20 protein-coding genes and 2 pseudogenes are annotated in these 21,142 nt (G+C 64.1%); 8 read left to right on the top strand and 14 right to left on the bottom strand.

The genetic code is table 11. The features are described 5' to 3' along the window. Nucleotides 1-49: 49 nt before the first annotated feature. Nucleotides 50-1,378: a PLP-dependent aminotransferase family protein gene (locus BHC62_RS23510; RefSeq protein ID WP_070996328.1), complete on the bottom strand. Its 1,329-nt coding sequence runs from the start codon at nt 1,376-1,378 to the stop codon at nt 50-52. Between the two features lie 91 nt (nt 1,379-1,469). On the opposite strand from BHC62_RS23510, the gene BHC62_RS23515 reads away from it, so the two are divergent. Genes BHC62_RS23515 through yghX form a run of 3 tightly spaced genes read left to right on the top strand, consistent with a single transcriptional unit; the run spans nt 1,470 to nt 3,840 of the window. Next, nucleotides 1,470-2,360 (top strand): DMT family transporter, encoded by an 891-nt coding sequence (locus BHC62_RS23515; RefSeq protein WP_070996329.1) that lies wholly within the window; start codon nt 1,470-1,472, stop codon nt 2,358-2,360. 52 nt (nt 2,361-2,412) lie between these two features. Beyond that, the gene (locus BHC62_RS23520; protein ID WP_029294528.1) at nt 2,413-2,907 is read left to right on the top strand and encodes a PaaI family thioesterase; all 495 of its coding nucleotides are present in this window, start codon (nt 2,413-2,415) and stop codon (nt 2,905-2,907) included. A 45-nt stretch (nt 2,908-2,952) separates the two neighbouring features. Beyond that, on the top strand, nt 2,953-3,840 hold the full coding sequence (gene yghX, locus BHC62_RS23525) for a YghX family hydrolase (protein ID WP_029294526.1): 888 nt from the start codon (nt 2,953-2,955) through the stop codon (nt 3,838-3,840). A 217-nt stretch (nt 3,841-4,057) separates the two neighbouring features. On the opposite strand, the gene BHC62_RS23530 is transcribed toward yghX, so the two are convergent. Then, entirely contained in the window at nt 4,058-4,942 is an 885-nt protein-coding gene (locus BHC62_RS23530) for a LysR family transcriptional regulator (RefSeq protein ID WP_070996330.1), read from the bottom strand. Between the two features lie 132 nt (nt 4,943-5,074). Here BHC62_RS23530 and ampC point away from each other — a divergent pair, with 132 nt between their 5' ends. Next, nucleotides 5,075-6,217, top strand: coding sequence for a class C beta-lactamase (ampC, locus tag BHC62_RS23535; protein WP_070996331.1), 1,143 nt, complete (start codon nt 5,075-5,077; stop codon nt 6,215-6,217). Between the two features lie 30 nt (nt 6,218-6,247). Here ampC and BHC62_RS23540 read toward each other — a convergent pair whose 3' ends face one another. From BHC62_RS23540 to norR, 7 genes are all read right to left on the bottom strand, one after another. Beyond that, nucleotides 6,248-6,724, bottom strand: a complete 477-nt coding sequence (locus tag BHC62_RS23540; protein ID WP_070996332.1) for an SCP2 domain-containing protein — start codon at nt 6,722-6,724, stop codon at nt 6,248-6,250. After that, a complete protein-coding gene (locus BHC62_RS23545) occupies nt 6,718-7,608 on the bottom strand; it encodes a U32 family peptidase (protein WP_070996333.1) in 891 nt (296 codons plus the stop codon). The genes BHC62_RS23540 and BHC62_RS23545 overlap by 7 nt, the downstream gene beginning before the upstream one ends. Before the next feature lie 10 nt (nt 7,609-7,618). Further along, entirely contained in the window at nt 7,619-8,614 is a 996-nt protein-coding gene (locus tag BHC62_RS23550; protein WP_029294516.1) for a peptidase U32 family protein, read from the bottom strand. A gap of 195 nt (nt 8,615-8,809) precedes the next feature. Further along, nucleotides 8,810-10,045: a gephyrin-like molybdotransferase Glp gene (gene glp, locus BHC62_RS23555; protein WP_070996334.1), complete on the bottom strand. Its 1,236-nt coding sequence runs from the start codon at nt 10,043-10,045 to the stop codon at nt 8,810-8,812. After that, complete coding sequence (moaB, locus tag BHC62_RS23560; RefSeq protein ID WP_070996335.1) at nt 10,042-10,596, bottom strand: molybdenum cofactor biosynthesis protein B; 555 nt, start codon at nt 10,594-10,596, stop codon at nt 10,042-10,044. Before moaB ends, glp begins: the two co-directional genes overlap by 4 nt. A gap of 92 nt (nt 10,597-10,688) precedes the next feature. Further along, a complete protein-coding gene (gene pdxH, locus BHC62_RS23565) occupies nt 10,689-11,336 on the bottom strand; it encodes a pyridoxamine 5'-phosphate oxidase (protein ID WP_070996336.1) in 648 nt (215 codons plus the stop codon). A 100-nt stretch (nt 11,337-11,436) separates the two neighbouring features. Further along, the gene (norR, locus tag BHC62_RS23570) at nt 11,437-12,954 is read right to left on the bottom strand and encodes a nitric oxide reductase transcriptional regulator NorR (RefSeq protein ID WP_070996351.1); all 1,518 of its coding nucleotides are present in this window, start codon (nt 12,952-12,954) and stop codon (nt 11,437-11,439) included. Between the two features lie 178 nt (nt 12,955-13,132). Here norR and BHC62_RS23575 point away from each other — a divergent pair. Then, nucleotides 13,133-13,582, top strand: a pseudogene (locus BHC62_RS23575) (hemerythrin domain-containing protein); the annotation flags it as partial. Nucleotides 13,583-13,706: 124 nt separating this feature from the next. Here the strand turns inward: BHC62_RS23575 and BHC62_RS23580 are convergent. Both BHC62_RS23580 and BHC62_RS23585 read right to left on the bottom strand, forming a co-directional pair. Beyond that, on the bottom strand, nt 13,707-14,138 hold the full coding sequence (locus tag BHC62_RS23580; RefSeq protein ID WP_070996337.1) for a hypothetical protein: 432 nt from the start codon (nt 14,136-14,138) through the stop codon (nt 13,707-13,709). A 10-nt stretch (nt 14,139-14,148) separates the two neighbouring features. Then, nucleotides 14,149-15,336, bottom strand: a complete 1,188-nt coding sequence (locus BHC62_RS23585) for an NnrS family protein (protein ID WP_070996338.1) — start codon at nt 15,334-15,336, stop codon at nt 14,149-14,151. A gap of 514 nt (nt 15,337-15,850) precedes the next feature. Between BHC62_RS23585 and BHC62_RS23590 the strand changes: the two genes are divergently transcribed. Both BHC62_RS23590 and BHC62_RS23595 read left to right on the top strand, forming a co-directional pair. Next, nucleotides 15,851-16,552 carry a Crp/Fnr family transcriptional regulator gene (locus BHC62_RS23590; RefSeq protein WP_029294499.1) on the top strand — a complete coding sequence of 234 codons (702 nt, stop codon included), beginning with the start codon at nt 15,851-15,853 and terminating at the stop codon, nt 16,550-16,552. After that, the gene (locus BHC62_RS23595) at nt 16,549-16,749 is read left to right on the top strand and encodes a hypothetical protein (protein ID WP_029294497.1); all 201 of its coding nucleotides are present in this window, start codon (nt 16,549-16,551) and stop codon (nt 16,747-16,749) included. Before BHC62_RS23590 ends, BHC62_RS23595 begins: the two co-directional genes overlap by 4 nt. On the opposite strand, the gene BHC62_RS23600 is transcribed toward BHC62_RS23595, so the two are convergent. From BHC62_RS23600 to BHC62_RS23610, 3 genes are all read right to left on the bottom strand, one after another. Further along, entirely contained in the window at nt 16,743-18,584 is a 1,842-nt protein-coding gene (locus BHC62_RS23600) for a nitric oxide reductase activation protein NorD (RefSeq protein ID WP_070996339.1), read from the bottom strand. The genes BHC62_RS23595 and BHC62_RS23600 overlap by 7 nt on opposite strands. A 73-nt stretch (nt 18,585-18,657) precedes the next feature. After that, nucleotides 18,658-20,079 (bottom strand): cbb3-type cytochrome c oxidase subunit I, encoded by a 1,422-nt coding sequence (locus BHC62_RS23605; RefSeq protein ID WP_070996340.1) that lies wholly within the window; start codon nt 20,077-20,079, stop codon nt 18,658-18,660. A 3-nt stretch (nt 20,080-20,082) separates the two neighbouring features. Then, nucleotides 20,083-20,523, bottom strand: a complete 441-nt coding sequence (locus tag BHC62_RS23610) for a cytochrome c (protein ID WP_029294425.1) — start codon at nt 20,521-20,523, stop codon at nt 20,083-20,085. A 466-nt stretch (nt 20,524-20,989) separates the two neighbouring features. Here BHC62_RS23610 and BHC62_RS28380 point away from each other — a divergent pair. After that, nucleotides 20,990-21,142, top strand: a pseudogene (locus BHC62_RS28380) (ribonucleotide-diphosphate reductase subunit beta); the annotation flags it as partial.

Genomic DNA, 21,142 nt, shown 5'->3' on the forward strand with positions numbered 1-21,142 from the left:
TCGCCACGGCGCAGGAGGGTCGAACGGGCTTTACGCCCCTCGGCCAATCTCAATAACCCGCCACCACCCACCGCACCCTCAACAGCGCCGCACGCAGCGCGTTTTTGTCCACCGAGCCCAGCGCCAGGCGAATCGCATGGGGCACATGCTCGGACACCGCAAAGGGCTCTGCGCCAGACACCGAAATATTCTCCCGTGCCAGCGCCATGGTGATTTGATCGGCCCGCGCGTCTTCCCCCAGCGGCAACCATAAAAAATACGACGCAGGATGGGCAATGTAGTCCAGCCCCGCCAGCACCTGGGCCGCCAATGCCTGCCGGGCCTGTGCGTCCTGGCGCTTTTGCGCTTCCAGTTGCAGCACCGTGCCATCGTCGATCCAGCCCGCCGCAATGGCCGTCATCACCCCAGGCGCGTTCCACACGGTGGCCATGACCGTGCGCTCCAGGGCCGGCACCCACTCAAGTGGCGCCGCCACGAACCCGACGCGCAGGCCCGTGGCAACGCTCTTGGACAAGCCACCGATGTACAGCGTGCGCTCCGGCGCCAACTGCGCCAGCGGTGGCGGCGCGTGTTCGGCGAGGAAGGCGTAGGCCGCGTCCTCCAATAGAATCAGCCCATGCTCACGGGCGATGCGCACCAGTTGCTGGCGCGTTTGAAGGTCCAGGACCCACCCCAGGGGATTGTGCAATGTCGGCATGCAATACAGCGCCCGCACGGGGCGCCGCCGACAGACCTGTTCAAGCGCAGCAAGATCAGGACCAGTGGGCGTGACCGGGATCGCGACGATCTCCAGGTGCAGCGTCTCGGCCAGCACCTTGAACCCCGAATAGGTCAGTGCGTCCACCGCCACCACATCGCCCGGCTTGAGCTTGGCCATCATGCTGACCGCCAACCCATGCTGCGCGCCGCTGACCACCAACACCTGCTCGGCCGCGACGCTTAAACCGCGGTGCAGCAGATGCCGCGCCATCGCCGCCCGTTCGTGCAAGCGCCCGGCTTGGGGCTGGTAGCGCAACAGCGCTTGCAGATCGCCCGACAACGCCAACTGGCGGAGCGCAGTGCGCAGCAGGTCAGCCTGGCCCGGCAAGGACGGATAATTGAAGTTCAGGTCAACCATGCCCGCCGCCACGGCAACCTGCCCAACGCCCTGGCCCGGCGCCAGGGCGATCTCACGTACAAACGTACCGCGCCCTGTCTCGCCGCTGACCAGGCCCATGGCCTCCAGTTCGCTGTACACCCGGCTGGCCGTGACCAGCGCCAGGCCGTGGCTGGCTGCCAATTGGCGGTGGGTCGGCAGGCGGGTGCCGGGCATCAGGGTGCCAGCACGGATATCCCGGGCAAAGGCGTCCACCAAGGTTTTGTAACGGGCACGGGGCATGGGCGATGTATCCATGACAATTTTTTGATTGCCCCAATCTTCAGTCCTAGGATGCCGGTCACGCAACCCTCACTTATCGAGCACGCCCTGCATGGAACAGACTTCCCGGATTATCACTGCCCAACACAGCCGCAGTGGCTGGATCAATGGCTTGCTTGGCGTGCTGATATTCAGCGGCTCGCTACCGGCCACGCGGGTCGCGGTGCTGGAGTTCGACCCGGTGTTTCTCACCGTGGCCAGGGCAACTCTCGCCGCCATGGCGGGCCTGTGCCTGCTGTGGCTGCTCAAGGCCAGGCGGCCGACGCGCGAGCTATGGGCACCGCTGCTGATTGTCGCCCTCGGCGTGGTGCTCGGTTTCCCGCTCCTGACCGCGCTGGCCTTGCAGTCTGTGACGTCCGCCCATTCCATCGTGTTTATCGGCTTGCTGCCCCTGGCCACTGCCGTGTTCGGCGTACTGCGCGGCGGCGAGCGGCCGCGGCCGGTGTTCTGGTTGTTTTCGATCCTCGGCAGCCTGCTGGTCATGGGTTATGCCCTGGCGCAGGGCTTGAACGCCGCACCCATCGCCGACCTGCTGATGCTGTTGGCCGTGCTGGCCTGCGGGCTGGGTTATGCCGAAGGAGGCAAACTGTCGCGCACCCTCGGCGGTTGGCAGGTGATCTGTTGGGCGCTGGTGGTGGCGCTACCCGTGGTGGCGCCGCTGACGTTGCTACTGGCGCCCTCCTCCTTCGTCGGGATCAGCCTGCCGGCCTGGTTCAGCCTGGGCTACGTCGCGTTGTTCAGCATGTTGATCGGCTTTGTGTTCTGGTACCGCGGACTGGCCCAGGGCGGTATCGCCGCCGTCGGCCAGTTGCAGCTGCTGCAACCGTTCTTCGGCCTGGCGCTGGCCGCCAGCCTGCTGCATGAACAGGTAAGCCTGGGCATGCTGGCCGTGACCGTCGCGGTGATTGCCTGCGTGGCCGGGGCGAAGAAGTTTGCACGTTAGGGGCGTGCGCCTTTAGGCTCAGGGATTGGCCAAAGAACAATAAGGATCGACGATGCACACCCCTTCCCTGCAAGACACCACCGCGCCGGACGGCGTCTGTTACGGCTGCGGACCGCGCAATGCCCATGGGCTGCACATCAAGAGCCGTTGGGCTGAGGACGGCATCCATATCGTCGCCGAGCACCTGCCCGAGGCCCAATACTGCGGCTGGCCGGACCTGGTCTACGGTGGCCTGATCGCCATGTTGGTGGATTGCCATTCCAACTGGACCGCCATGGCCTATCACTACCGTGCCGAACAGCGCGAACCGGGCGAGTTGCCGCGCATCGACTGCGTGACTGGCAACCTGGGCATCAAATTTATCAAGCCGACCCCAATGGGTGTGCCACTGGCCTTGCGCGCCAGGGTGGAGGGTGAGGTCGGGCGCAAAAGCCGCGTGGTGTGCGAGGTGTACGCCGATGGTGTGCTGACGGCGATTGGCGATTCGATCTTCGTGCGGGTCGATACCGGGCGCCTGGCGGACACCGCCCATGGCCGGCAAGCCTGACAATGGTCTACATTCAACGCCACACGCCGCTATAGGAGCCTGCCGATGCCTCGCCTGACCGCCAAAGACTTCGCCCCTGAACTGCTGGAACTCTACGACGGCTACGCCCACGGCAAGATCAACCGCCGCGAGTTTCTCGACCGTGCAGCGCTGTTCACCTTTGGCGGGCTGACCGCATCGGCGTTGCTGGCGTCCCTGAGCCCCAACTACGCCCTGGCCGAGCAGGTGAAGTTCACCGACCCGGACATCGTGGCCGACTACATCACCTACCCTTCGCCCAAGGGCACCGGCCAAGTGCGTGGGTACCTGGTACGCCCGGCCAAGGTCGAGGGCAAATGCCCGGCGGTGGTGGTGGTCCATGAAAACCGCGGGCTCAACCCCTACATCGAAGACGTGGCCCGACGCCTGGCCAAAGCCGGGTTCATGGCCCTGGCCCCCGATGGCCTCAGCTCGGTGGGCGGTTACCCCGGCAATGACGAAAAAGGCGTGGCACTGCAACAGACCGTCGACCCGACCAAGCTGATGAATGATTTCTTCGCCGCCATCGAATGGCTGATGCACCACGACGCCAGCACCGGCAAAGTGGGAATCACCGGCTTCTGCTACGGCGGTGGCGTGACCAATGCAGCGGCGGTGGCCTACCCGGAACTGGGCGCGGCGGTGTCGTTCTACGGACGCCAACCCGACGCCAAGGACGTGCCGAAGATCAAGGCGCCGATCATGTTGCATTTTGGCGAGCTGGACACACGAATCAACGAAGGCTGGCCGGCCTATGAAAGCGCCTTGAAGGCCGCAGGCACGACCTATGAAGCGTATATCTACAAGGGCGCCAACCACGGCTTCCACAACGACTCGACCCCACGTTACGACGAAGCGGCAGCGAACCTGGCGTGGGAGCGTACGTTGGGCTGGTTCCGCAAGTACCTTGCCTGATCAGTAATGTTGGTCTTGCGGTTGTGGTTGTGGTTGTGGCGAGCGGGCTTGTCGGAACGCCGCATCGCCCGCGCTGGGCTGCGTAGCAGCCCCAACAAGATCGCTGAGTTGTATCAGAGAGACCGAGGGCGCAGGGTTTGGGGCTGCTTCGCAGCCCAGCGCGGGGCAAGCCCGCTCGCCACAGTAAGCCCGCTCGCCACAACCACAACAAGGCCGCTCAAGCCATCTCAATCGCCACCACCTCCTCCAGCCATTGCCGAAACGCCAGCATGGCCGGGGTTTCTGCCCGCGACTGCAAGCGCGTCAGCCAATAGCTACCCGTGGTGATCCCCACGTCGAACGGCTGGCGGATCACATCCTGGGCCAACTGCCGCGAGAACATCATTGCCGGCGCCAGGGCCACGCCATTGCCCTGCAGCGCCGCTTCCATCATCGCCAAGGACGAGTCGAACACGATACTGCGCGGCACCAGGGTGTCGGCGGGCAACCCGGCGGCCTGGAACCAGAGGCTCCATTCATCGGCCCGATAAGAGCGCAACAACGTGTGCTTGAGCACATCGCCAGGGCCGTGCAACTGGCGGGCAATCGCTGGCACACACAATACCGTCAGCGGCGCCGCCAGCAACTCACAGGCGTGGGTGCCGTGCCATGCGCCGGCGCCAAACCGGATCGCGTAATCCAGGCCTTCGGCGGCCACATCCACGCGGTTGTTATGGGTCGACAGGCGCAGATCGATAAACGGGTAGCGCGCCTGGAAATCCCCCAGGCGCGGCAGCAGCCAGCCCACCGCAAACGTGCCCACTGCGCCCACCGTCAGCACTTCGCGGTAGTGACCGGCCTGGAACTGGCCCAGGGTCTGGGCGATACGGTCGAAGGACTCGCGCAATACCGGTAACAACGTCTCCCCTTCGCGGGTCAGCATCAGGCCACGGGGCAGGCGCTTGAACAGCGTGACGTTGAGCTGTGCCTCCAGGCTCTTGACCTGATGGCTGACCGCCGCCTGGGTCACGCACAGCTCGATGGCCGCCCGGGTAAAGCTCAAATGCCTGGCGGAGGCTTCGAACGCACGCAGTGCGTTGAGGGGCAGATGGGAACGCAACATGGTTTAAACCCAAATTTTTCTAATGACTGGTGCGAGATATCATCGGTTGTCCAGGGCCCTGAAACTGCCTATCTTGGCCACGCCTGCGCAGGCTGTGATACCTCCGATCATCCTCATGGAAGCGACCTCATCATGTACCAACACGTGCGCAACGTCACGATTCTCAGCCTATTGCTCGGCGCGGGCAACTGCATGGCCGCCGACAATCTGCGCCAGGTGGTGGACGCCAGCGTCAAGCCCCTGATGCAGCAACAGGCAATTCCCGGCCTGGCAGTCGCCATCGTGCAAGACGGCAAGGCCCGATACTTTAACTACGGTATCGCCGCCAAGGACAGCCTACAGCCCATCAGCGAAAACACCCTGTTCGAGATCGGCTCGGTGAGCAAGACCTTCGCCGCCACCCTGGCCGGTTATGCCCAGGCCACCGGCAAGCTCAAGCTCTCTGCCCCCGCCAGCGACTATTTGCCAGCCTTGCGCGGCAGCCTGTTCGAGCACATCAGCGTGCTCCAACTGGGCACCTACACCGCAGGCGGGTTGCCGTTGCAGTTCCCCAGCGAGGCGGACAATGCCCAGCAGATGATCGGCTACTTCCAGCACTGGAAAGCCGCTTTCGCCCCCGGCACCCAGCGCCAGTACTCCAACCCCAGCCTGGGCCTGTTCGGCTATCTGGCGGCGCAAAGCCTGCAGCAACCCTTCGACGTGGCGATGGAACAGACCCTACTGCCCAAGCTCGGTCTCAAGCACACCTATCTCACGGTGCCCAAGGCGCAAATGGGCCTGTATGCCCAGGGCTATGACAAGGCCGGCAAGCCGGTGCGCGTCAGCCCCGGTGCACTGGACAGCGAAGCCTACGGGGTGAAGACCAGCCCCGCCGACCTGGCTCGCTACATGGCGCTGAACATGCACCCGGCGTCGCTGGAGCAGCCGCTGCAACAGGCGATTGCCGCCACGCACACGGGTTATTACACGGTAGAAGGCACCACCCAAGGGCTCGGCTGGGAGATGTACGCCTACCCGCTAAGCGTCGACGCCCTGGTCGAAGGCAACTCGACGCCGATGGCCATGGAGCCGCATCCGGTCAAGTGGCTGACACCCGCCCAGCCGCTGCGCGCCAATACCCTGGTAAACAAGACCGGCTCGACCGGCGGCTTTGGCGCCTATATCGCTTATGTGCCGAGCAGAGGCATCGGTGTCGTGATCCTGGCGAACAAGAACTACCCCAATGCCGAGCGGGTGAAAGCGGCCCATGCAATCTTGCAGGCCATGGACCACTGAAGCGGTAGCAGCAGGCTTGCCACAGGGGTATCAGGTCGCTCCTGTCGCCAGGCCTTTACCGGCCCGTTCCAGATTGCGCCATAACCAGGGCGGCAACACGTCCGGGTCGAGGCTGTCGATCAGGTTCTTCAGGCCCAACCCCAACTCCGTATCCCCCTCGATCACCAGCCGCCGGCGGAAGAACAAGGTGTCCGGGTCTTCCTGGCGGCTGGCCAATAGCAGGAACTCGCGCCAGTTGCCGCTGATGGTCACCTGAGCCTCGGCCCGCTCGGCGATGCGCAGCCCGTCGCGGCCCAGGGTCAGGTACCAGCGCAAGCCCAGATCGGGAATGCGCAGGCACATCCAGCGCCCGCGCAGCAGTTCAAAGCCGCCATCGCGCAAGGGTTCGGCCAGGCAGCGGTTCAACGCCTGTTGCAACGCCAGGCGCTGCACCACAAACGGCACCTTGCGCATCAGCGGCAATAAACGGTCGGCGCCCTTGAGCAGCCATTGCTTGCGATTCAACACAGCCCCACCTCCTCGACCCGCAACATCCCGGCCTGGCCATGCCAGTAGCCATTGCAGCCCTCGACAAACACCGGCGGCGTGGCGCCCTGGCGCACCCGGTCAAAGGCTTCGACGATGCCCACCATGCCCTGCGCCCTTGGGCTCAGGCGCAGCAGGTCGGCGCCGCAACTCACCAGCCCTGGATAGTCGGCCAGCAGGTTGGTGACATCCGCCGACATGGTCTGGATGCCATTCAATGTAAACAACGCCTGTCCTTCCTGGCTGGTCAAGGCCATGCCATCGGGGTAGTTCAGGCAACAGAACTGGCAGTCATCCTTGGGCCGGTTTTCCGCTCGGGCCGTGAAGCAGCGCGCCGAGTAGGCCAGGGGCAAATGCCCATAGGCAAAGACTTCCACTTCCGGCAACGGCCGGCCCAGTTCACGCACCTGCTCCAACACATCACCAATCAGCGCGGCCGAGCACTCCACCGGCGGCACCCAACGCATCATCCCGGCGTCCAGCAGTTGCACGAGGGCGTGGCCGTTGTACAAATTCAACGCCGGCCCACCGACAAAGGGCAGCTTGCGCTCGGCAAGCAGTTGCACGGCGCCCATGTCATTGGCCTCGACCAGCACCTCGCCGTTGTCACACAGGCGGCGCAGGCTCGACAGCTCCGAGGCGGCCTCGATCAGGGTCAGGCTCGACAGCACGATTTGCGCGTTGCCCGCCGAGTGCAATTCACGGCCCAGGCCCAACCATTGATCGAGGTTGAACGCGCGACGCTTGGAGCACACGGTCTCCCCCAGGTAGATCACATCCAGCGGCAAGCTGGCCATCTCGGAGTAGAACTGCCCCAGTTGTTGCTTATCCCAATAAAACAGCACCGGTCCCAGGCTGAGTTTCATGTGCGGTTCCTCATTGCCACGAACGATGGTAGGCGCCCAAGGTGGTCTGGCTGCCTTCGGATAGACCGGCCAGCACGCTGCGCCACTGGTCCTTGACCACAAAGCGTTCCGGCGCACTGCGGTGGGCGTCCAGCGCCGCGCGCCAGACCCCGGTGACCTGCTCGACATACGCCGGGCTGCGCTGGCGGCCTTCGATTTTTACCGCTTCCACACCCATAGCGATCAACTCGGGAATCAGGTCCAGGGTATCGAGGCTGGTGGGTTCTTCGAGGGCGTGGAAGCGCTTGCCATCGACCATGAAACGGCCCTTGCACAGGGTCGGATAGCCCGCCGGTTCGTCCGGGGTATAGCGGTCGATCAACACTTCGCTCAGGCGCGCGCTCAGGCCGTCGGCGTCTTCGCTCCAGCGCACGGCCTTGGCCGGCGAGCACACGCCGCACAGGTTCGGGGATTCGCCGGTAATGTACGAAGACAGATGGCACCGGCCCTCCGCCATGATGCACAGGCTGCCGAAACCGAAGACCTCGATCGGCACCGAGCTGCTGGCAGCCACGTGCTTGACCTGGGCCAGCGACAGCACCCGTGGCAGCACCGCACGGCGGATGCCATAGCGCTCGGCGTAGAACTGCAACGCCGCCGCATGGGTCGCCGAACCCTGTACCGAGAGGTGCAAGGCCATCTGCGGATGGCGGCTACTGGCGTACTGCAGCACGCCCGGGTCACCGGCAATCAGCGCATCCACGCCATGGTCGGCGGCGCGATCCACTGCCCGTTGCCAGCGCTCCCAGCCTTTGGGCTGCGGGTAGGTGTTGACCGCCACATACAGCTTGCGCTGGTGCTGGCGGATATGGGCGACGGCGCCGTCGAACTGCTTGTCGTCCATGTTCAGCCCGGCAAAATGCCGGGCGTTGGTGTCGTCGCGAAACCCCACGTACACCGCATCGGCACCTTGGCGCACGGCGGCTTTGAGCGCAGGCAGGTTCCCTGCCGGGCAGACCAGTTGCATGGTTGATCCTCATCAAAAAAACTATCGCACTTGTGTCGCTGCAGGCTTGTGTGGGGCTTGTGTGGGAGCGGGCTTGCCCGCGATGGCGGCCTACCAGTCGACATTTATGGTGACTGATACACCGCTATCGCGGGCAAGCCCGCTCCCACCCAAGCCCGCTCCCACATTGACCACCACCATCGGCAGCGCCAGCAGTTACTGCATCAGTTCGGCGAAGGACACGAACCGCACCAGGCCGCCCTTTTCCACCAACTGCTCACGCTCCACAATCGCCAGGCCATCGGCCCAGCACGCCGCGCTCAACATCGCCGAGCTTTGCCGTGGGTGCAGGGTGATGCGCGCCTGGCCGTCGATGCCCGGCGCCAGGCGTGCCCGCAGGTATTGGCGGCGGCGGTTGCGCTGGGTCCAGGTAAAATCGGCAGGCAGCAGCATCGGCACCAAGGTGACGTCAGTCACACCCTGGGCGCGCAACAGAAACGGGCGCACCACCACCAACGCGGTAATCAGCGCCGCCGAAGGGTTGCCGGGCAAGCCGATCCACGGTTTACCCGCCACATCGCCAAAGGCCAGGGGTTTGCCCGGCTGGATCGCCAGGCGCCAGAAGTCCACGCGGCCCAGTTCCTCGATCGCCTGCTTGAGGTGATCTTCCTCGCCCACCGACACCCCGCCAGAGGTCAGCAGCAGGTCGCATTCCGAGGAGGCCAGGGTCAACGCATCGCGGCTGACGGCCAGTTCGTCGGCCATCACGCCATAGTCATGCACTTCCACGCCCCAGCCTTGCAGCAGTGCCGCCAGGCAGTGGCGATTGCTGTTGTAGATCTGCCCCGGCGCCAGGTGATCGCCCGGTTCGCGCAACTCATCGCCACTGCTCAACAGGCACACCCGCAGCGGCCGGTAGACCTTGACCTGAGCCAGCCCGGCCGCCGCGAGCAATCCCAACTCCTGGGCGCGCAGGCGCTTGCCGGCCGGCAGCAGCAAGGCGCCCTGGGTCACCTCTTCACCTTGCTTGCGTACGTGTTCGCCGGTGCGCATGGGCGGGCACCAGATACGCTGGCCATAGACCCGGCAACGCTCCTGGGGCACCACGGTGTCGGCCCCGGACGGCAAGGGAGCACCGGTAAAAATGCGCATGGTCTGCCCACTGCTCAACGCCGTCGCGGCGGCGTCGCCAGCGGCAATCCGCCCGGCCAGGCGCAGGTAGCCGCCCTCGGCCGGCAGGTCTGCGGCGCACAGCGCGTAGCCGTCCATGGCACTGTTGTCCCAGGCCGGCAGGTTGACCGGGGAAAAAATATCGCCAGCCAGCACCCGGCCCAAGGCCTGGGCGGTTTTCACCTGCTGGGTGGACGGTGGGGGTGGTGCCTGGGCCAACAGGCGTTCGATGGCCTCGTCCACCGGGATCAATTCACCGCTTTCACACACCGATGTGCTCATGACCGCGCCTCGCAGGGTTCCAGCGCTTGCGCGGCCTGGGGTTTGAGGTGTGGGGCGAAATTACACGGCCCGGTGCGGCTGTCCAGTTGCCCCAGCAGGATCTTGTCCCAACCGGTGCGGCACGCGCCGGGGGAACCGGGCATGCAGCACACCAGCACGCCGTTGCTCATGCCGGCCAGGGCGCGCGACTGCAGGGTCGACATGCCGATCTCTGGCACGGACACCTGGCGAAACAGCTCGCCAAAGCCTTCGACATGCTTGTCCAGCAACGGCAGTACCGCTTGTGGGGTGTTGTCCCGCGCAGTGAAGCCGGTGCCGCCGGTGGTGAGGATCACCTGCACCTGGGGGTCGGCGATCCACTGCGAAATGCGTGCGCGGATCTGGTAGATGTCGTCCACCACCAGCGCCCGGTCGATCAACTCGTGCCCGGCCGCCTGCACGCGGTCGCACAGGGTCTGCCCGGAGGTGTCGTTGTCAAAGCTGCGTGTGTCGCTGATGGTCAGGACGGCGATGTTCAGTGAGACAAAATTGCGTTGAGTCAGGTGTGCCATGGTGAAAATCCCGGGATAAATGAGCAATGGCCCAAGCCTGCACCGCAAAGGTCTGCGGGCCTATTCCTCCGAGGAGGTACCTCTAGGCGGATTCAGGGGGCCAGGCGGCTGCGCTGCCAGGTGCCGTCGTGGCGACGGTAATCGAGGCGGTCGTGCAGGCGGTCGGGGCGGCCTTGCCAGAACTCCACGCGCTCGGGTTGCAAGCAATAGCCGCCCCACTCTGCCGGGCGCGGCGGTTGTTGGCCGGCAAAGCGCTGGGTGACGTCGCGCAGGCGCCCTTCCAGTTCGGCGCGATGGGCCAAGGGCTGGCTTTGCGGCGACGCCCAGGCGCCCACCTGGCTGGCCAGCGGCCGCGAATGGAAGTAGTCGTCGGACAGCTGCGGTGCCAGGCGTGCGACGGTGCCTTCGATGCGCACCTGGCGCTCCAGGCCCGGCCAGAAAAAGGTCATGGCCGCGCTGGGGTTGCTCGCCAGTTCCTGACCCTTGGCGCTCTGGTAGTGACCGAAAAAGGTGAAGCCCTCGGCACTGAAGCCCTTGAGCAAGAGAATCCGACAATGGGCGCGGCCCTCGGCATCGACCGTGGCCAGGGCCATGCTGTTGGCCTCCACAGGCGCCACTTCGGTCTTGCGCGCCTGCTCCAGCCACTGGCCGAACAACACGAGGGGATCGTCCTGTACCAGGTCATCCCGCAAACCGTACAAGGTGTAGTTGCGGCGCATCTGCGCCAGGGAAAGGGGCATGGGGCGAACCTCCGGTCAGTTCGCCACAGTCTGATCAGCCGAGGCGCCCGGCACCTTGACCGCGATCAACTGCGCGCCGCGGCATGGCGTCGCAGCGTTGCTACTTGAGGCCCAGGCGCCGCGCCAATTTGTGCAGGTTGCTGGAGTCCAGGCCGAGCATCCGCGCGGCGCTCGCCCAGTTATCGCCCGACAGGCTCAACGCTTGGCGCACCTTCTGGCGCTGGCAATCGTCCACCGCGTCGTTCAAGGTCTGGAACGCCTGCGCCGGGGCTTGAACGACAGGGGCCTGCGCCAAGGTGGCGCTGTCCAGGTCCAGCAGTTCGGCTTCCAGGGTCATGATCTGGTTGCGATTGCCACCCCGGCTCAACTGCTTCAAGGCCGCGCGGCTGATCACATGTTCCAGCTCGCGCACATTGCCCGGCCAGGCATAAGCCAGCAGGGTCTGCTCGGCCGCAGGCGACAGGCGCAAACCGCGCAAGCCCAGCCGCGCACGGTTGAGTTCAAGGAAATGGCCGGCCAGCAGCAGCACATCGTGACCGCGCTCACGCAACGCCGGGATCGGCACCGGGTACACCGACAGCCGGTGGTACAGATCGGCGCGGAACAGCCCTTCACGAATGCTCTCGGGCAGGTGGCGGTTGGTGGCGGCGATGATCCGCACATCCACATGCAGCGGCTTGTCGGCGCCCAGGCGCTGGATCTCACCATTCTGCAAGGTGCGCAATAGCTTGGCCTGCACGCTCAGCGGCAGCTCGCCCACTTCATCGAGGAACAGCGTGCCGCCGTTGGCCGCATCAAAACGCCCGGCACGGTCACTGGTAGCCCCGGAAAACGCGCCTTTGACGTGGCCGAACAGCTCGCTCTCGGCCAAAGATTCCGGCAACGCCGCGCAGTTGACCTGGATCAGCGGCTTTTTGCTGCGCCGAGACAGGCGATGCAGGCGCCGCGCAAACAGCTCCTTGCCCACCCCCGTTTCGCCGAGCAACAGCACCGGCAAATCCGAGTCGGCGAGCACATCCAGCTCGTTGAGCAGTTGATGCAGGACCGGGCTCTGGCCGAGGATCTCGCCGTCTTCGACGCTGGGCGAACCCGCCACCGGTTCGCTGCGCGACAGGCGCAGGCTGCGGTTTTCCTGCTCCAGGCGCGTGACGCGCACCGCCGCCTCGATCTGCAGGGTGCAGCGCTTGAGTTGCTCGCGGGCATTGGCATCGAAGGTTCCGGCATGCAGCGCATCCAGGGTAATCGCGCCCCAGGGCCGGCCTTCGACGAACAGGCTCACGCCCATGCAGTCATGCACGGGCAGCGGTTCGCCGACCTGGCTGTCTAGAAGCCCGTCGTACGGGTCCGGCAGGCGGCTGTCGGGTTCGAACCAGGTCGGCTCGCGGGAGGCCATGATCGCTGCCAGGCGCGGGTGTTGGGCAATCACAAAGCGCCGGCCAAGGGCCTCATGCACCAGGCCCACGGTGGCCACGGGGCGCAGGCTGTCGTCGCCATCCAGGCGCAACAGGCCCACGGCGCCGCTATGGAAATATTCGCGCAGGGTCTGCACCAGGCGTTGCAGGCGCACCGCGTTGGGCAATTCGACAATCAGGTCGGCCGACAGACTTTCACGCAGCATGGTCATTACTACCCTTGTATGGTCGGTTCTACCGTGCAGCATCAGGGTGATCCTGACCACTACAAAAAATTAATTTCTATTTTTCAATAAGTTGGCGATGGCACACGGCATGCAATCACCGCTTCATCTGTTCACTTGATGAGGAAACCCCATGAACACCATCGCCCCGGACACCCTGCCCCAGGCGCAACTGATCGAACATTTGCTGGAGCGCTACCACGCCCGCCACCGCGAACAACTGCCGGAACTGATTCGCCTGGCCAGCCGCGTCGAGCAGGTCCACGGTCACCACCTGGCCTGCCCCAATGGCCTGGCCGACTTGCTGCGTGACATCGAGCAGGAACTGGAGGGCCATATGCTCAAGGAAGAACAAGTGCTGTTCCCAATGCTGCAAATGGGCCTGGGCCCCCAGGCTGCGCCGCCGATCCAGGTCATGCGCTTTGAACACGAACAACATGGCCAGGCCCTGGAACAGTTGCAGGCGCTGACCAACCACATCCAACCGCCCAGCGATGCGTGCAATACCTGGCGGGCCTTGTATCACGGGCTGGAGGTGTTTCATGGGGATTTGCTGGAGCATATTCATCTGGAAAACGACGTGTTGTTTGTCCGCGCACTAAAGGCCTGACCGACCTGTAGGAGCGAGCTTGCTCGCGAAGAACATCAACCAAAACGCGGGCTGCCTGGGTAGTCGCGTTGTCCGTGAGTTTCTCGCGAGCAAGCTCGCTCCTACAGGAAGGGATCGAGGTGTCTTAACGCAGCATCAGTTTGGCCAGGATCACGATCAGCACCATATGCCCAAGGATGCTGCGGCGAATCCATACCGCCCGCAGCGGGCTCAGGCGCTTTTGCGTCAACCAGTACGCGAGCAGCAGGTAGTGCCCGATGATGCTCAGCGCCAACAGGATCTTCAGGCTCAACATCGCCGAAAAAGGGCTGGCCCATGGCGCGCCCAGCACGCCGCGGTAATGCCAGGCCAGGCCGATGCCCGCGCCATACAACAGCACCACCACGCCATGCAGCACCTGCCGCGAACGCCGGGCAATGGCTTGGTCGCTGGTGAACTGCGCCGACCACGCCAACTCTTCACGGGCGCGGTGCCAGATAAAAACCTCGAAGAACAGCGTGCCGATAAAGGCAATGGCCGCCAGCAGATGCACAATCAATAGCCACGAATACAGCATTCCCGTTCTCCTAGCCCGGATGGCCGTCAACCCGCGCATGCCACAGCATTGGGGCATAGCGCCATAGATACACGCCCAGGCCCAGGGTCCAGCACAGGCCCGCCAGCCACAGCGCGGCGTACGGCCAGATCAGTACCAGCAGCACCCGGCTCAGGCAGGCCAGGTTCAACAGGGTGAAGGCCAGGGTCATGCCCTTGGGTGGCGTCAGTGGCCGGCCGGTATGACCGAGGCTGACCCGCGCGATCATCGCCAGGATCAAGCCGCCCATCGCCCCTACCGTCAGCGCATGCACCGCCAGGCTCGGGTTCAATGGGACACCCACGTGCCACAGCGCCATGCCCAGGCACGCCACCGCCAACCAGGCATAGGCCAGGTGCAGCGACCACAGCAGCGGCACGCGCCACAGGCCAGGGTCGTGCCAGCGCACCAGGCGCACCAGGTGACCGATCCCCAACAGGGCAAACACTAAACCAACCCAGAGGCTGGGCATCAGCGCGACACCGCTGGCATACAACAGAGCGACCAGCGCCGAGCCTACCAACAACAGGTAATCCAGCCACGGCCAGGGCTTCACGGCTTGCGTGCGCCCCAGGCCACGCTGGGTGAAAAACGGAATCACCCGACCGCCGATCAAGCCCATCATCGCCGCCACCAGCCACAGCCCGGTCAACACCGCCTGGCGCTGCCAGCCTTCGTCACCGCGCAGCAAGCCATACAGGGACAGGGCGTCGGCCAGGGTCAACAGCAGCAACACCAGCACAATCGGGTAGTTGCGCTGTTGCCGCACTTTCCACAAGGTCCAGCCCATCAAGCCGGCGACGGCCAGGGGAAAGGTCAGTTCCAGCACGGCCAACAGCGGCCACGGCAGGTTGAACAGCCAGGCCAGGCGTGCGGCCAGCCACACCCCGGTCAACATCGCCAGCGGCGTACCGCTGATGCCGGGGCGACCGGTCCAGGTCTGCACCGCCGTCAACAGGAACCCGCCGATGATCGCCAAGGCGAAACCGAACAGCAGTTCATGGCGATGCCACGCCAGCCAGCCTCCCGCCGGCTGCCAGCCTGCGTCGCCGGCCAGGGCCAGCAACCACAGGGGAACCGCCAGCAACGCCAACAGGCAGCCACCGAGGAAAAATGGCCGGAAAGCCAGGCGAAACAACGGGGTTATCGACATGGCCTTGCGTCGATCCAGCACTTGCATACCACCACTCCTCAAGTCATTGCCGGCCCGATCATCCGGGATTGCCCGCGCCCGGCCCTTGTCGCAGATCAAGCAGGGCTTCGAGGCGGCGCAATATCCTGGGGGCCGTCGCGGGATTGGTATTGCAAGGGCCGGGCCGGCTCCTTATGCCCACCGCAATCACGGGTGGGAGCTGGCTTGCCTGCGATGGCATCGCCGCGGTTTTACTGGGAGACCGAGGTGCCTGCATCGCAGGCAAGCCAGCTCCTACATGGGATCGGCGCTGATAATGAGGGTTTAAATGACCATTAGAGGGTTAAAAAAACCCTTATTGATAGGGTCATTCAAACCCTGGTGACGCTACAGCCCGCATTCTGCAACGCCCTCTCTTTGGCCCAGCTCTTGCTCTACCCGGTTATCCCGTCATTACCCTGCCCCACGGAGTCCCCATGAAAAAAGTCATCCAGCCCCTCGCCTGGTTCGTGATCCTCGGTTCGATGATGGCGGCGGCCAGTGGCCTGTCGTTGTGGCTTGTATGATCACCGACGCACCGAGGGTCCTGCACCGCGTGCATCATCAGATCCTGCGCAGCCATCACCTGTTCGAGCCGCTCAACGAAGAGCAGATGGATGAGTTGATGGCCAGCAGTCAATTGCTGAGTGTCGACAAGGGCGAACCATTGTTCCGCCAGGGCGAGCCGGCCGAGGGGTTTTACTTCGTGATCGCCGGCGCGGTGAAGATCTACCGCCTGACCCCGGACGGCCAGGAGAAAGTCTTTGAAGTGATCGGCGAGCGGCAGACCTTCGCCGAGGCGATGATGCTGATGGACACCCCCAACTACGTGGCCTGCGCCGAGGCGGTGTGCCCGACGCAGTTGTATCGCCTGTCCAACGCCACCTATATGCGCCTGCTCCACAGCAACAGCCGCCTGACCTTCGCGCTGCTGGGCAAGTTGTGTGTGCGCCTGCACCAGCGGGTCAACGAGATCGAGACCCTGTCCCTGAAAAACGCCACCCACCGCGTGGTGCGCTACCTGCTGACGCAACTGGTGCGCCTGCACAGCGCCGACAGTTCGTTCGAATTGCCCATGGCCAAGCAGTTGATCGCCGGGCACCTGTCGATCCAGCCAGAGACGTTCTCGCGGATCATTCGCCGGCTGATCGATGAAAAAATCATCACCCAGGACGGTCGGCAGATCGCCATTCTTGATCGCCTGCGCCTGGAGCAATTTGAATGAGCGCCGCGTGTGTGTGCCTGTATTGCCAACATGCCAACCCGCCAACGCAGCCAGCCTGCGCACGCTGCGCCATGCCCCTGCCCGCCTCCACCGCCAGCCTTGAGGCCCGGCGACTCAAACGTTTCCAATGGTTTTGCCTGGGGCTGGCCGTGTTCTGCATCACCATGTTCTTGTGGCTGCCCCGGGACTTTTACTGATCTTCGGTCAACTGCCGGTACAGCTGCGGCAAGCGTAGCGGCAGCTGCTCCGGCTGGCGGATCAAGGTGTAGCCGTGGGCGCCGAACATGTACGGCAGGTAATCACCGGCCTGTTTGTCGATCGTGATGCAGAACGGCACCAGGCCCTGGCGCCGCGCTTGCATCACGGCCTGGCGGGTGTCCTCCACGCCATAACGTCCCTCATACAAGTCCAGGTCGTTGGGCTTGCCATCGGTCACAATCAACAGCAGTTTGCGCCGTTGCTTGCACGCGCCAAGGGTCTGGGTGGCGTGGCGGATGGCCGCGCCCATACGGGTGTAGTAACCCGGCTTGAGGCCCTGGATGCAGCCGCGTGTGTGGTCGTCATAGGGTTGCTGGAACGACTTGAGCTGTTGCAGGCGCACCTGCTGGCGGCGCAAGGATGAAAACCCATACAGGGCAAACGCATCACCCAGGCCCGCCAGGCTCTCGCCAAACAGCAACAGGCTGTCGCGGATCACATCGATGACCTTTTGCGTATCGTTGAGGTGGGCGTCGGTGGACATCGACACATCGGCCAGCAGCAAACAGGCCAGGTCACGCCGGGTGAGGCGCTGCTCCTTGAACAGACCGCGCTCGGCGCACGCGCCGTGCTGGCGCTCGACATGAAAATCCAGCCACGCCTGCAGGTCCAGTTCCGCGCCCTGGGGCTGTTGACGCAGCCATTGACGGTCGGTACGCAGCTGCTGGAACTGGCGGCGCAACCGCGCAGCCTGGGGCAGCAGGCGTGCCGGCAGCGGCTGGGGCGTGCTGTCGCGGGGTTGCATCAGTTGCAGGTTGACGAAGTTGGCTTGCAGGCATTGTTGGCGGTAATCCCACTCCGGCAACTTGATGCCTTCGCCCAAGGGAATGTCGTCGACATCGGCCGGTGGCAGATCCAGGTGCAGCTTCAAGCCGCCACTCTTGCGCACGCGCTGGCGCGACAGGCTCAACTGGTCGAGGTCTTCGGCAACGCGGGCGGCATCTTCGTCCTCGGAGTCATCGGCCCAGCGGTCGAGGTCGACGTGTTCGGTCCAACTGAACAGGTTTTCCAGGCGCACCACCAACAGGCCGCCGTCGCGGCTGTTGTCATCTACCCGGTTGGCTTGTTTGGGCGCGCCCTGTTGTTCGCCGGGGCGAGTCGCCAGGTCATCGCCCTCGTCATCCAGATCGCCGGCCTGCGGGCTGTGCAGGTGCAAGGGTGGATACAGCCACAGGGGCAGCGGCCAGGCGGCGCGCTCGCTGCGGGGTAACTGGCGGATGCTGCCGGGTTCGCACAGGGCCTTGCGCAAGGCCTTTTCCACGGCAGCTTCAGATGGGTTGAGGCTGGCGGGATCCGGGCGCAATTGCAGGTGGGCGTCCACCAGGCGCTGATAGCTGGGGAGCATGGCCGGGTAACGCTGCAACAGCAGCCAGGTCCAGCGCTGGTTGTCGCGGGCCCAGTGGGTCATCGGCCCGGCGTGTGCGGCCAGGAGCGCCAGCCAGCGGTACAACTCCAGGTTCAGGGCGGCCGAAGGAAACACCGCCAGGCTTGCCGGCAGGCGCAGGCGATGGCCATCGCACGAGGCCAGGGGGGCTTGCCGGCAGGTGCCGGCGATGCGCATCAACAGGTTGCGCCGCAGCAGCAGGTCGCGCTCGCTGGCGGCCTCCAGGGCAATTGCGTGGGCGCCGCCCAGGGCGCGGAACAGCAGGGCCAGGCTGCGCTGGCGGTCGACCAGGTCGACCCGCGCCTCGGGGAAGTCCGCACTGGCGCGGCGGGTGATAAAGCGGTGCCAGACACTGCCGACCCACTCTTCCAACTCAAGGGTAAAGGCCATGTGAAGTGCTCCAGACATAAAAACGGCCCGCACTACCTGCCGGGCCGCCCTCTTGGGGATTAACGTTGACCGCTCACGCAGTCACGGGGACGGCAGAGTCCAAGCCCTTGCCCCGCTGCCGGAAGCTCCACAGGTAGCAGAGCAGGCCCAGCAGGAACACCACGCCACTGGCCAGTCGGGCCCAGAACAATACGGTCAGGTGGTCCATGGTGGCCATGAACGGCAGTGCCACACCGTCTACCTGCCAACGCTGCAACCAGACTTGCACGGCACCGGCCGCCGTCAGGAACAGGGTGATCATCACCATCGACAGAACCATCATCCAAAAGCCCCAGATCTCCAAGGTCTGCGAGCGTGCATCCGGCGCTTCACCGATACCGCGCAGGCGGGGCATGGCGTAGCTGATCAAGGTCATGACAATCATGGCGTAGGCGCCGAAGAACGCCAGGTGGCCGTGGGCGGCGGTCAATTGGGTGCCGTGGGTGTAGAAGTTGACCGGTGCCAGGGTGTGCAGGAAGCCCCAGACCCCGGCGCCGAAGAACGCCGTGACCGTGGTGCCCTTGGCCCACAACGTGGCCGCCCGGTTCGGGTGCTGGCGCCGGCGCTGTTTGACCATGGTGAAGGCAAACATCACCATCGCCAGGAATGGCAGCGGCTCCAGGGCCGAGAAGATCGAGCCAACCCACAACCACACCTCGGGCGCGCCGATCCAGAAGAAGTGGTGACCGGTGCCGATGATCCCGGTGATCAGGGCCATGGCGATGATCACGTACAGCCATTTCTCCACGACCTCACGGTCGACACCGGTGACTTTGATCAGTACGAAAGCCAGCATCGAGCCCATGATCAGCTCCCACACGCCTTCGACCCAAAGATGCACCACCCACCACCAGTAGAACTTGTCCCGTGCCAGGTTGCCGGGGTTGTAGAACGAGAACAGGAAGAACACCGCCAGGCCGATCAGCCCGGTCATCATCACCATGCTCACCGTGGTCTTGCGACCTTTGAGCAGGGTCATGCCGATGTTGTACAGAAAGCCCAGGCACACGACCACGATCCCCATCTTGGTGATGGTCGGCTGTTCCAGGAACTCACGGCCCATGGTCGGCAGCAGTTCGTTGTGGGTCAGCTTGGCCAGGGCCGCATAGGGCACCAGCAAGTAGCCGAGGATGGTCAACACCCCCGCCACGGCAAACACCCAGAACAGCAGGATTGCCAGCTTGGGGCTGTGCAACTCGCGGTCGGCTTCTTCCGGCACCAGGTAGTAAGCGGCGCCCATGAAGCCGAACAGCAGCCAGACGATCAGCAGGTTGGTGTGGACCATGCGGGCCACGTTGAAGGGGATCAACGGGAACAGAAAGTCGCCGACCACGTATTGCAGGCCCATGATCAAACCGAACAGCACCTGGCCCAGGAACAGGATCAGGGCGAACACAAAGTAGGGTTTGGCCACGGCCTGGGATTGGAATTTCAGATATGGATTGACGGTACGCATCCCTCAGCCCTCCTTGTTTGGCGGCCAGCCGTTGGTGTTGATCTTCGAGCTCCACTTGAGGAACTCGGCCATATCGTCCACCTCTTGGTCGCTGAGGTTGAATTGCGGCATCGCGCGCCGGCCGGGAACGCCCAACGGTTGCATCTTCATCCAGGCATGCAGGAACGGCTTGAACGCCTCCTCGCCGCCACGGCGGTTGAACACGTTGCCCAGTTCCGGCGCAAAGTACGCGCCCTCGCCCAGCAGAGTGTGGCAGCCGACACAGTTGTTGCGCTCCCAGACGCCCTTGCCGCGCACCACTGATTCGGTGAGTAGCTCCTGATTGCTGCGAGAGGGAAAGGTTTGTTCGGTGTGGTAGGTCAGGGCCAGGAATATCAGGAAGAAGAACACGCTTCCTCCGAAGTAGATATTCCTGGCCATGCCCTTGGTGAAGGTCTCTGACATGGTCGCTTCCTCATTGCTTGGCGGGGACCATGATAGAAAGCCGGGGGGTAAAACCTGCTTGATGGCGATCAAGAAATGCCGATGGTTTTGGTCGGGTATTGATTGGGCGGTTGGCTACAGATGGTTTTTTTGCATGCTCGCTCAAGCCTACGCCCCCTGTGTGCGGGCTTGCTCGCGAAAGCGGTGGTTCAGTCAGCCATCTCCGGAGGCTGGTGAACCGCTATCGCAGGCAAGCCAGCTCCCACATTGACCTTAGGCGCCCCGTCCAGCCACCCAGGCGTTATGGCTGAACCTGCGCCAGGCAGTGACCGAAAACCGCATATCTTGTGCGTTGACCATATTTCCTACACACCATATAGTGTGCCCACCCAGGAATCCGACCACTACATAGTGTGCGAAGCCGGTAATTATCGAATTTTCTGGACGGTTTCATACGCCGTCAGAACAGACCAGGAAGGAGTATTTCATGCTGAGTTGGGATGAAGTCGACAACGAAGACACCGGCACCGCCGTGATCCGCGGCGCCAACGCCGGCCACGCCACCGAAGCCAACATGGACCGCCTCGACGGTGCCGGCGCCGCCGCTGCCATCGAAGCCCGCGCCGTGACCGCCAATGAC

The organism is Pseudomonas sp. 06C 126 (assembly GCF_001855215.1).
Taxonomy (GTDB): Bacteria; Pseudomonadota; Gammaproteobacteria; order Pseudomonadales; family Pseudomonadaceae; genus Aquipseudomonas; species Aquipseudomonas proteolytica.

Coding starts and splice junctions, on each gene's coding strand:
- BHC62_RS23550 (WP_029294516.1), bottom strand. CDS start 8,614: ATGCAACTGGTCTGCCCGGCAGGGAACCTGCCTGCGCTCAAAGCCGCC.
- BHC62_RS23590 (WP_029294499.1), top strand. CDS start 15,851: ATGATCACCGACGCACCGAGGGTCCTGCACCGCGTGCATCATCAGATC.
- BHC62_RS23595 (WP_029294497.1), top strand. CDS start 16,549: ATGAGCGCCGCGTGTGTGTGCCTGTATTGCCAACATGCCAACCCGCCA.
- BHC62_RS23610 (WP_029294425.1), bottom strand. CDS start 20,523: ATGTCAGAGACCTTCACCAAGGGCATGGCCAGGAATATCTACTTCGGA.
- BHC62_RS23510 (WP_070996328.1), bottom strand. CDS start 1,378: ATGCCCCGTGCCCGTTACAAAACCTTGGTGGACGCCTTTGCCCGGGAT.
- BHC62_RS23545 (WP_070996333.1), bottom strand. CDS start 7,608: ATGAAACTCAGCCTGGGACCGGTGCTGTTTTATTGGGATAAGCAACAA.
- BHC62_RS23585 (WP_070996338.1), bottom strand. CDS start 15,336: ATGCAAGTGCTGGATCGACGCAAGGCCATGTCGATAACCCCGTTGTTT.
- BHC62_RS23520 (WP_029294528.1), top strand. CDS start 2,413: ATGCACACCCCTTCCCTGCAAGACACCACCGCGCCGGACGGCGTCTGT.
- pdxH (WP_070996336.1), bottom strand. CDS start 11,336: ATGCCCCTTTCCCTGGCGCAGATGCGCCGCAACTACACCTTGTACGGT.
- BHC62_RS23515 (WP_070996329.1), top strand. CDS start 1,470: ATGGAACAGACTTCCCGGATTATCACTGCCCAACACAGCCGCAGTGGC.
- moaB (WP_070996335.1), bottom strand. CDS start 10,596: ATGGCACACCTGACTCAACGCAATTTTGTCTCACTGAACATCGCCGTC.
- BHC62_RS23600 (WP_070996339.1), bottom strand. CDS start 18,584: ATGGCCTTTACCCTTGAGTTGGAAGAGTGGGTCGGCAGTGTCTGGCAC.
- ampC (WP_070996331.1), top strand. CDS start 5,075: ATGTACCAACACGTGCGCAACGTCACGATTCTCAGCCTATTGCTCGGC.
- norR (WP_070996351.1), bottom strand. CDS start 12,954: ATGCTGCGTGAAAGTCTGTCGGCCGACCTGATTGTCGAATTGCCCAAC.
- BHC62_RS23605 (WP_070996340.1), bottom strand. CDS start 20,079: ATGCGTACCGTCAATCCATATCTGAAATTCCAATCCCAGGCCGTGGCC.
- glp (WP_070996334.1), bottom strand. CDS start 10,045: ATGAGCACATCGGTGTGTGAAAGCGGTGAATTGATCCCGGTGGACGAG.
- BHC62_RS23580 (WP_070996337.1), bottom strand. CDS start 14,138: ATGCTGTATTCGTGGCTATTGATTGTGCATCTGCTGGCGGCCATTGCC.
- BHC62_RS23530 (WP_070996330.1), bottom strand. CDS start 4,942: ATGTTGCGTTCCCATCTGCCCCTCAACGCACTGCGTGCGTTCGAAGCC.
- yghX (WP_029294526.1), top strand. CDS start 2,953: ATGCCTCGCCTGACCGCCAAAGACTTCGCCCCTGAACTGCTGGAACTC.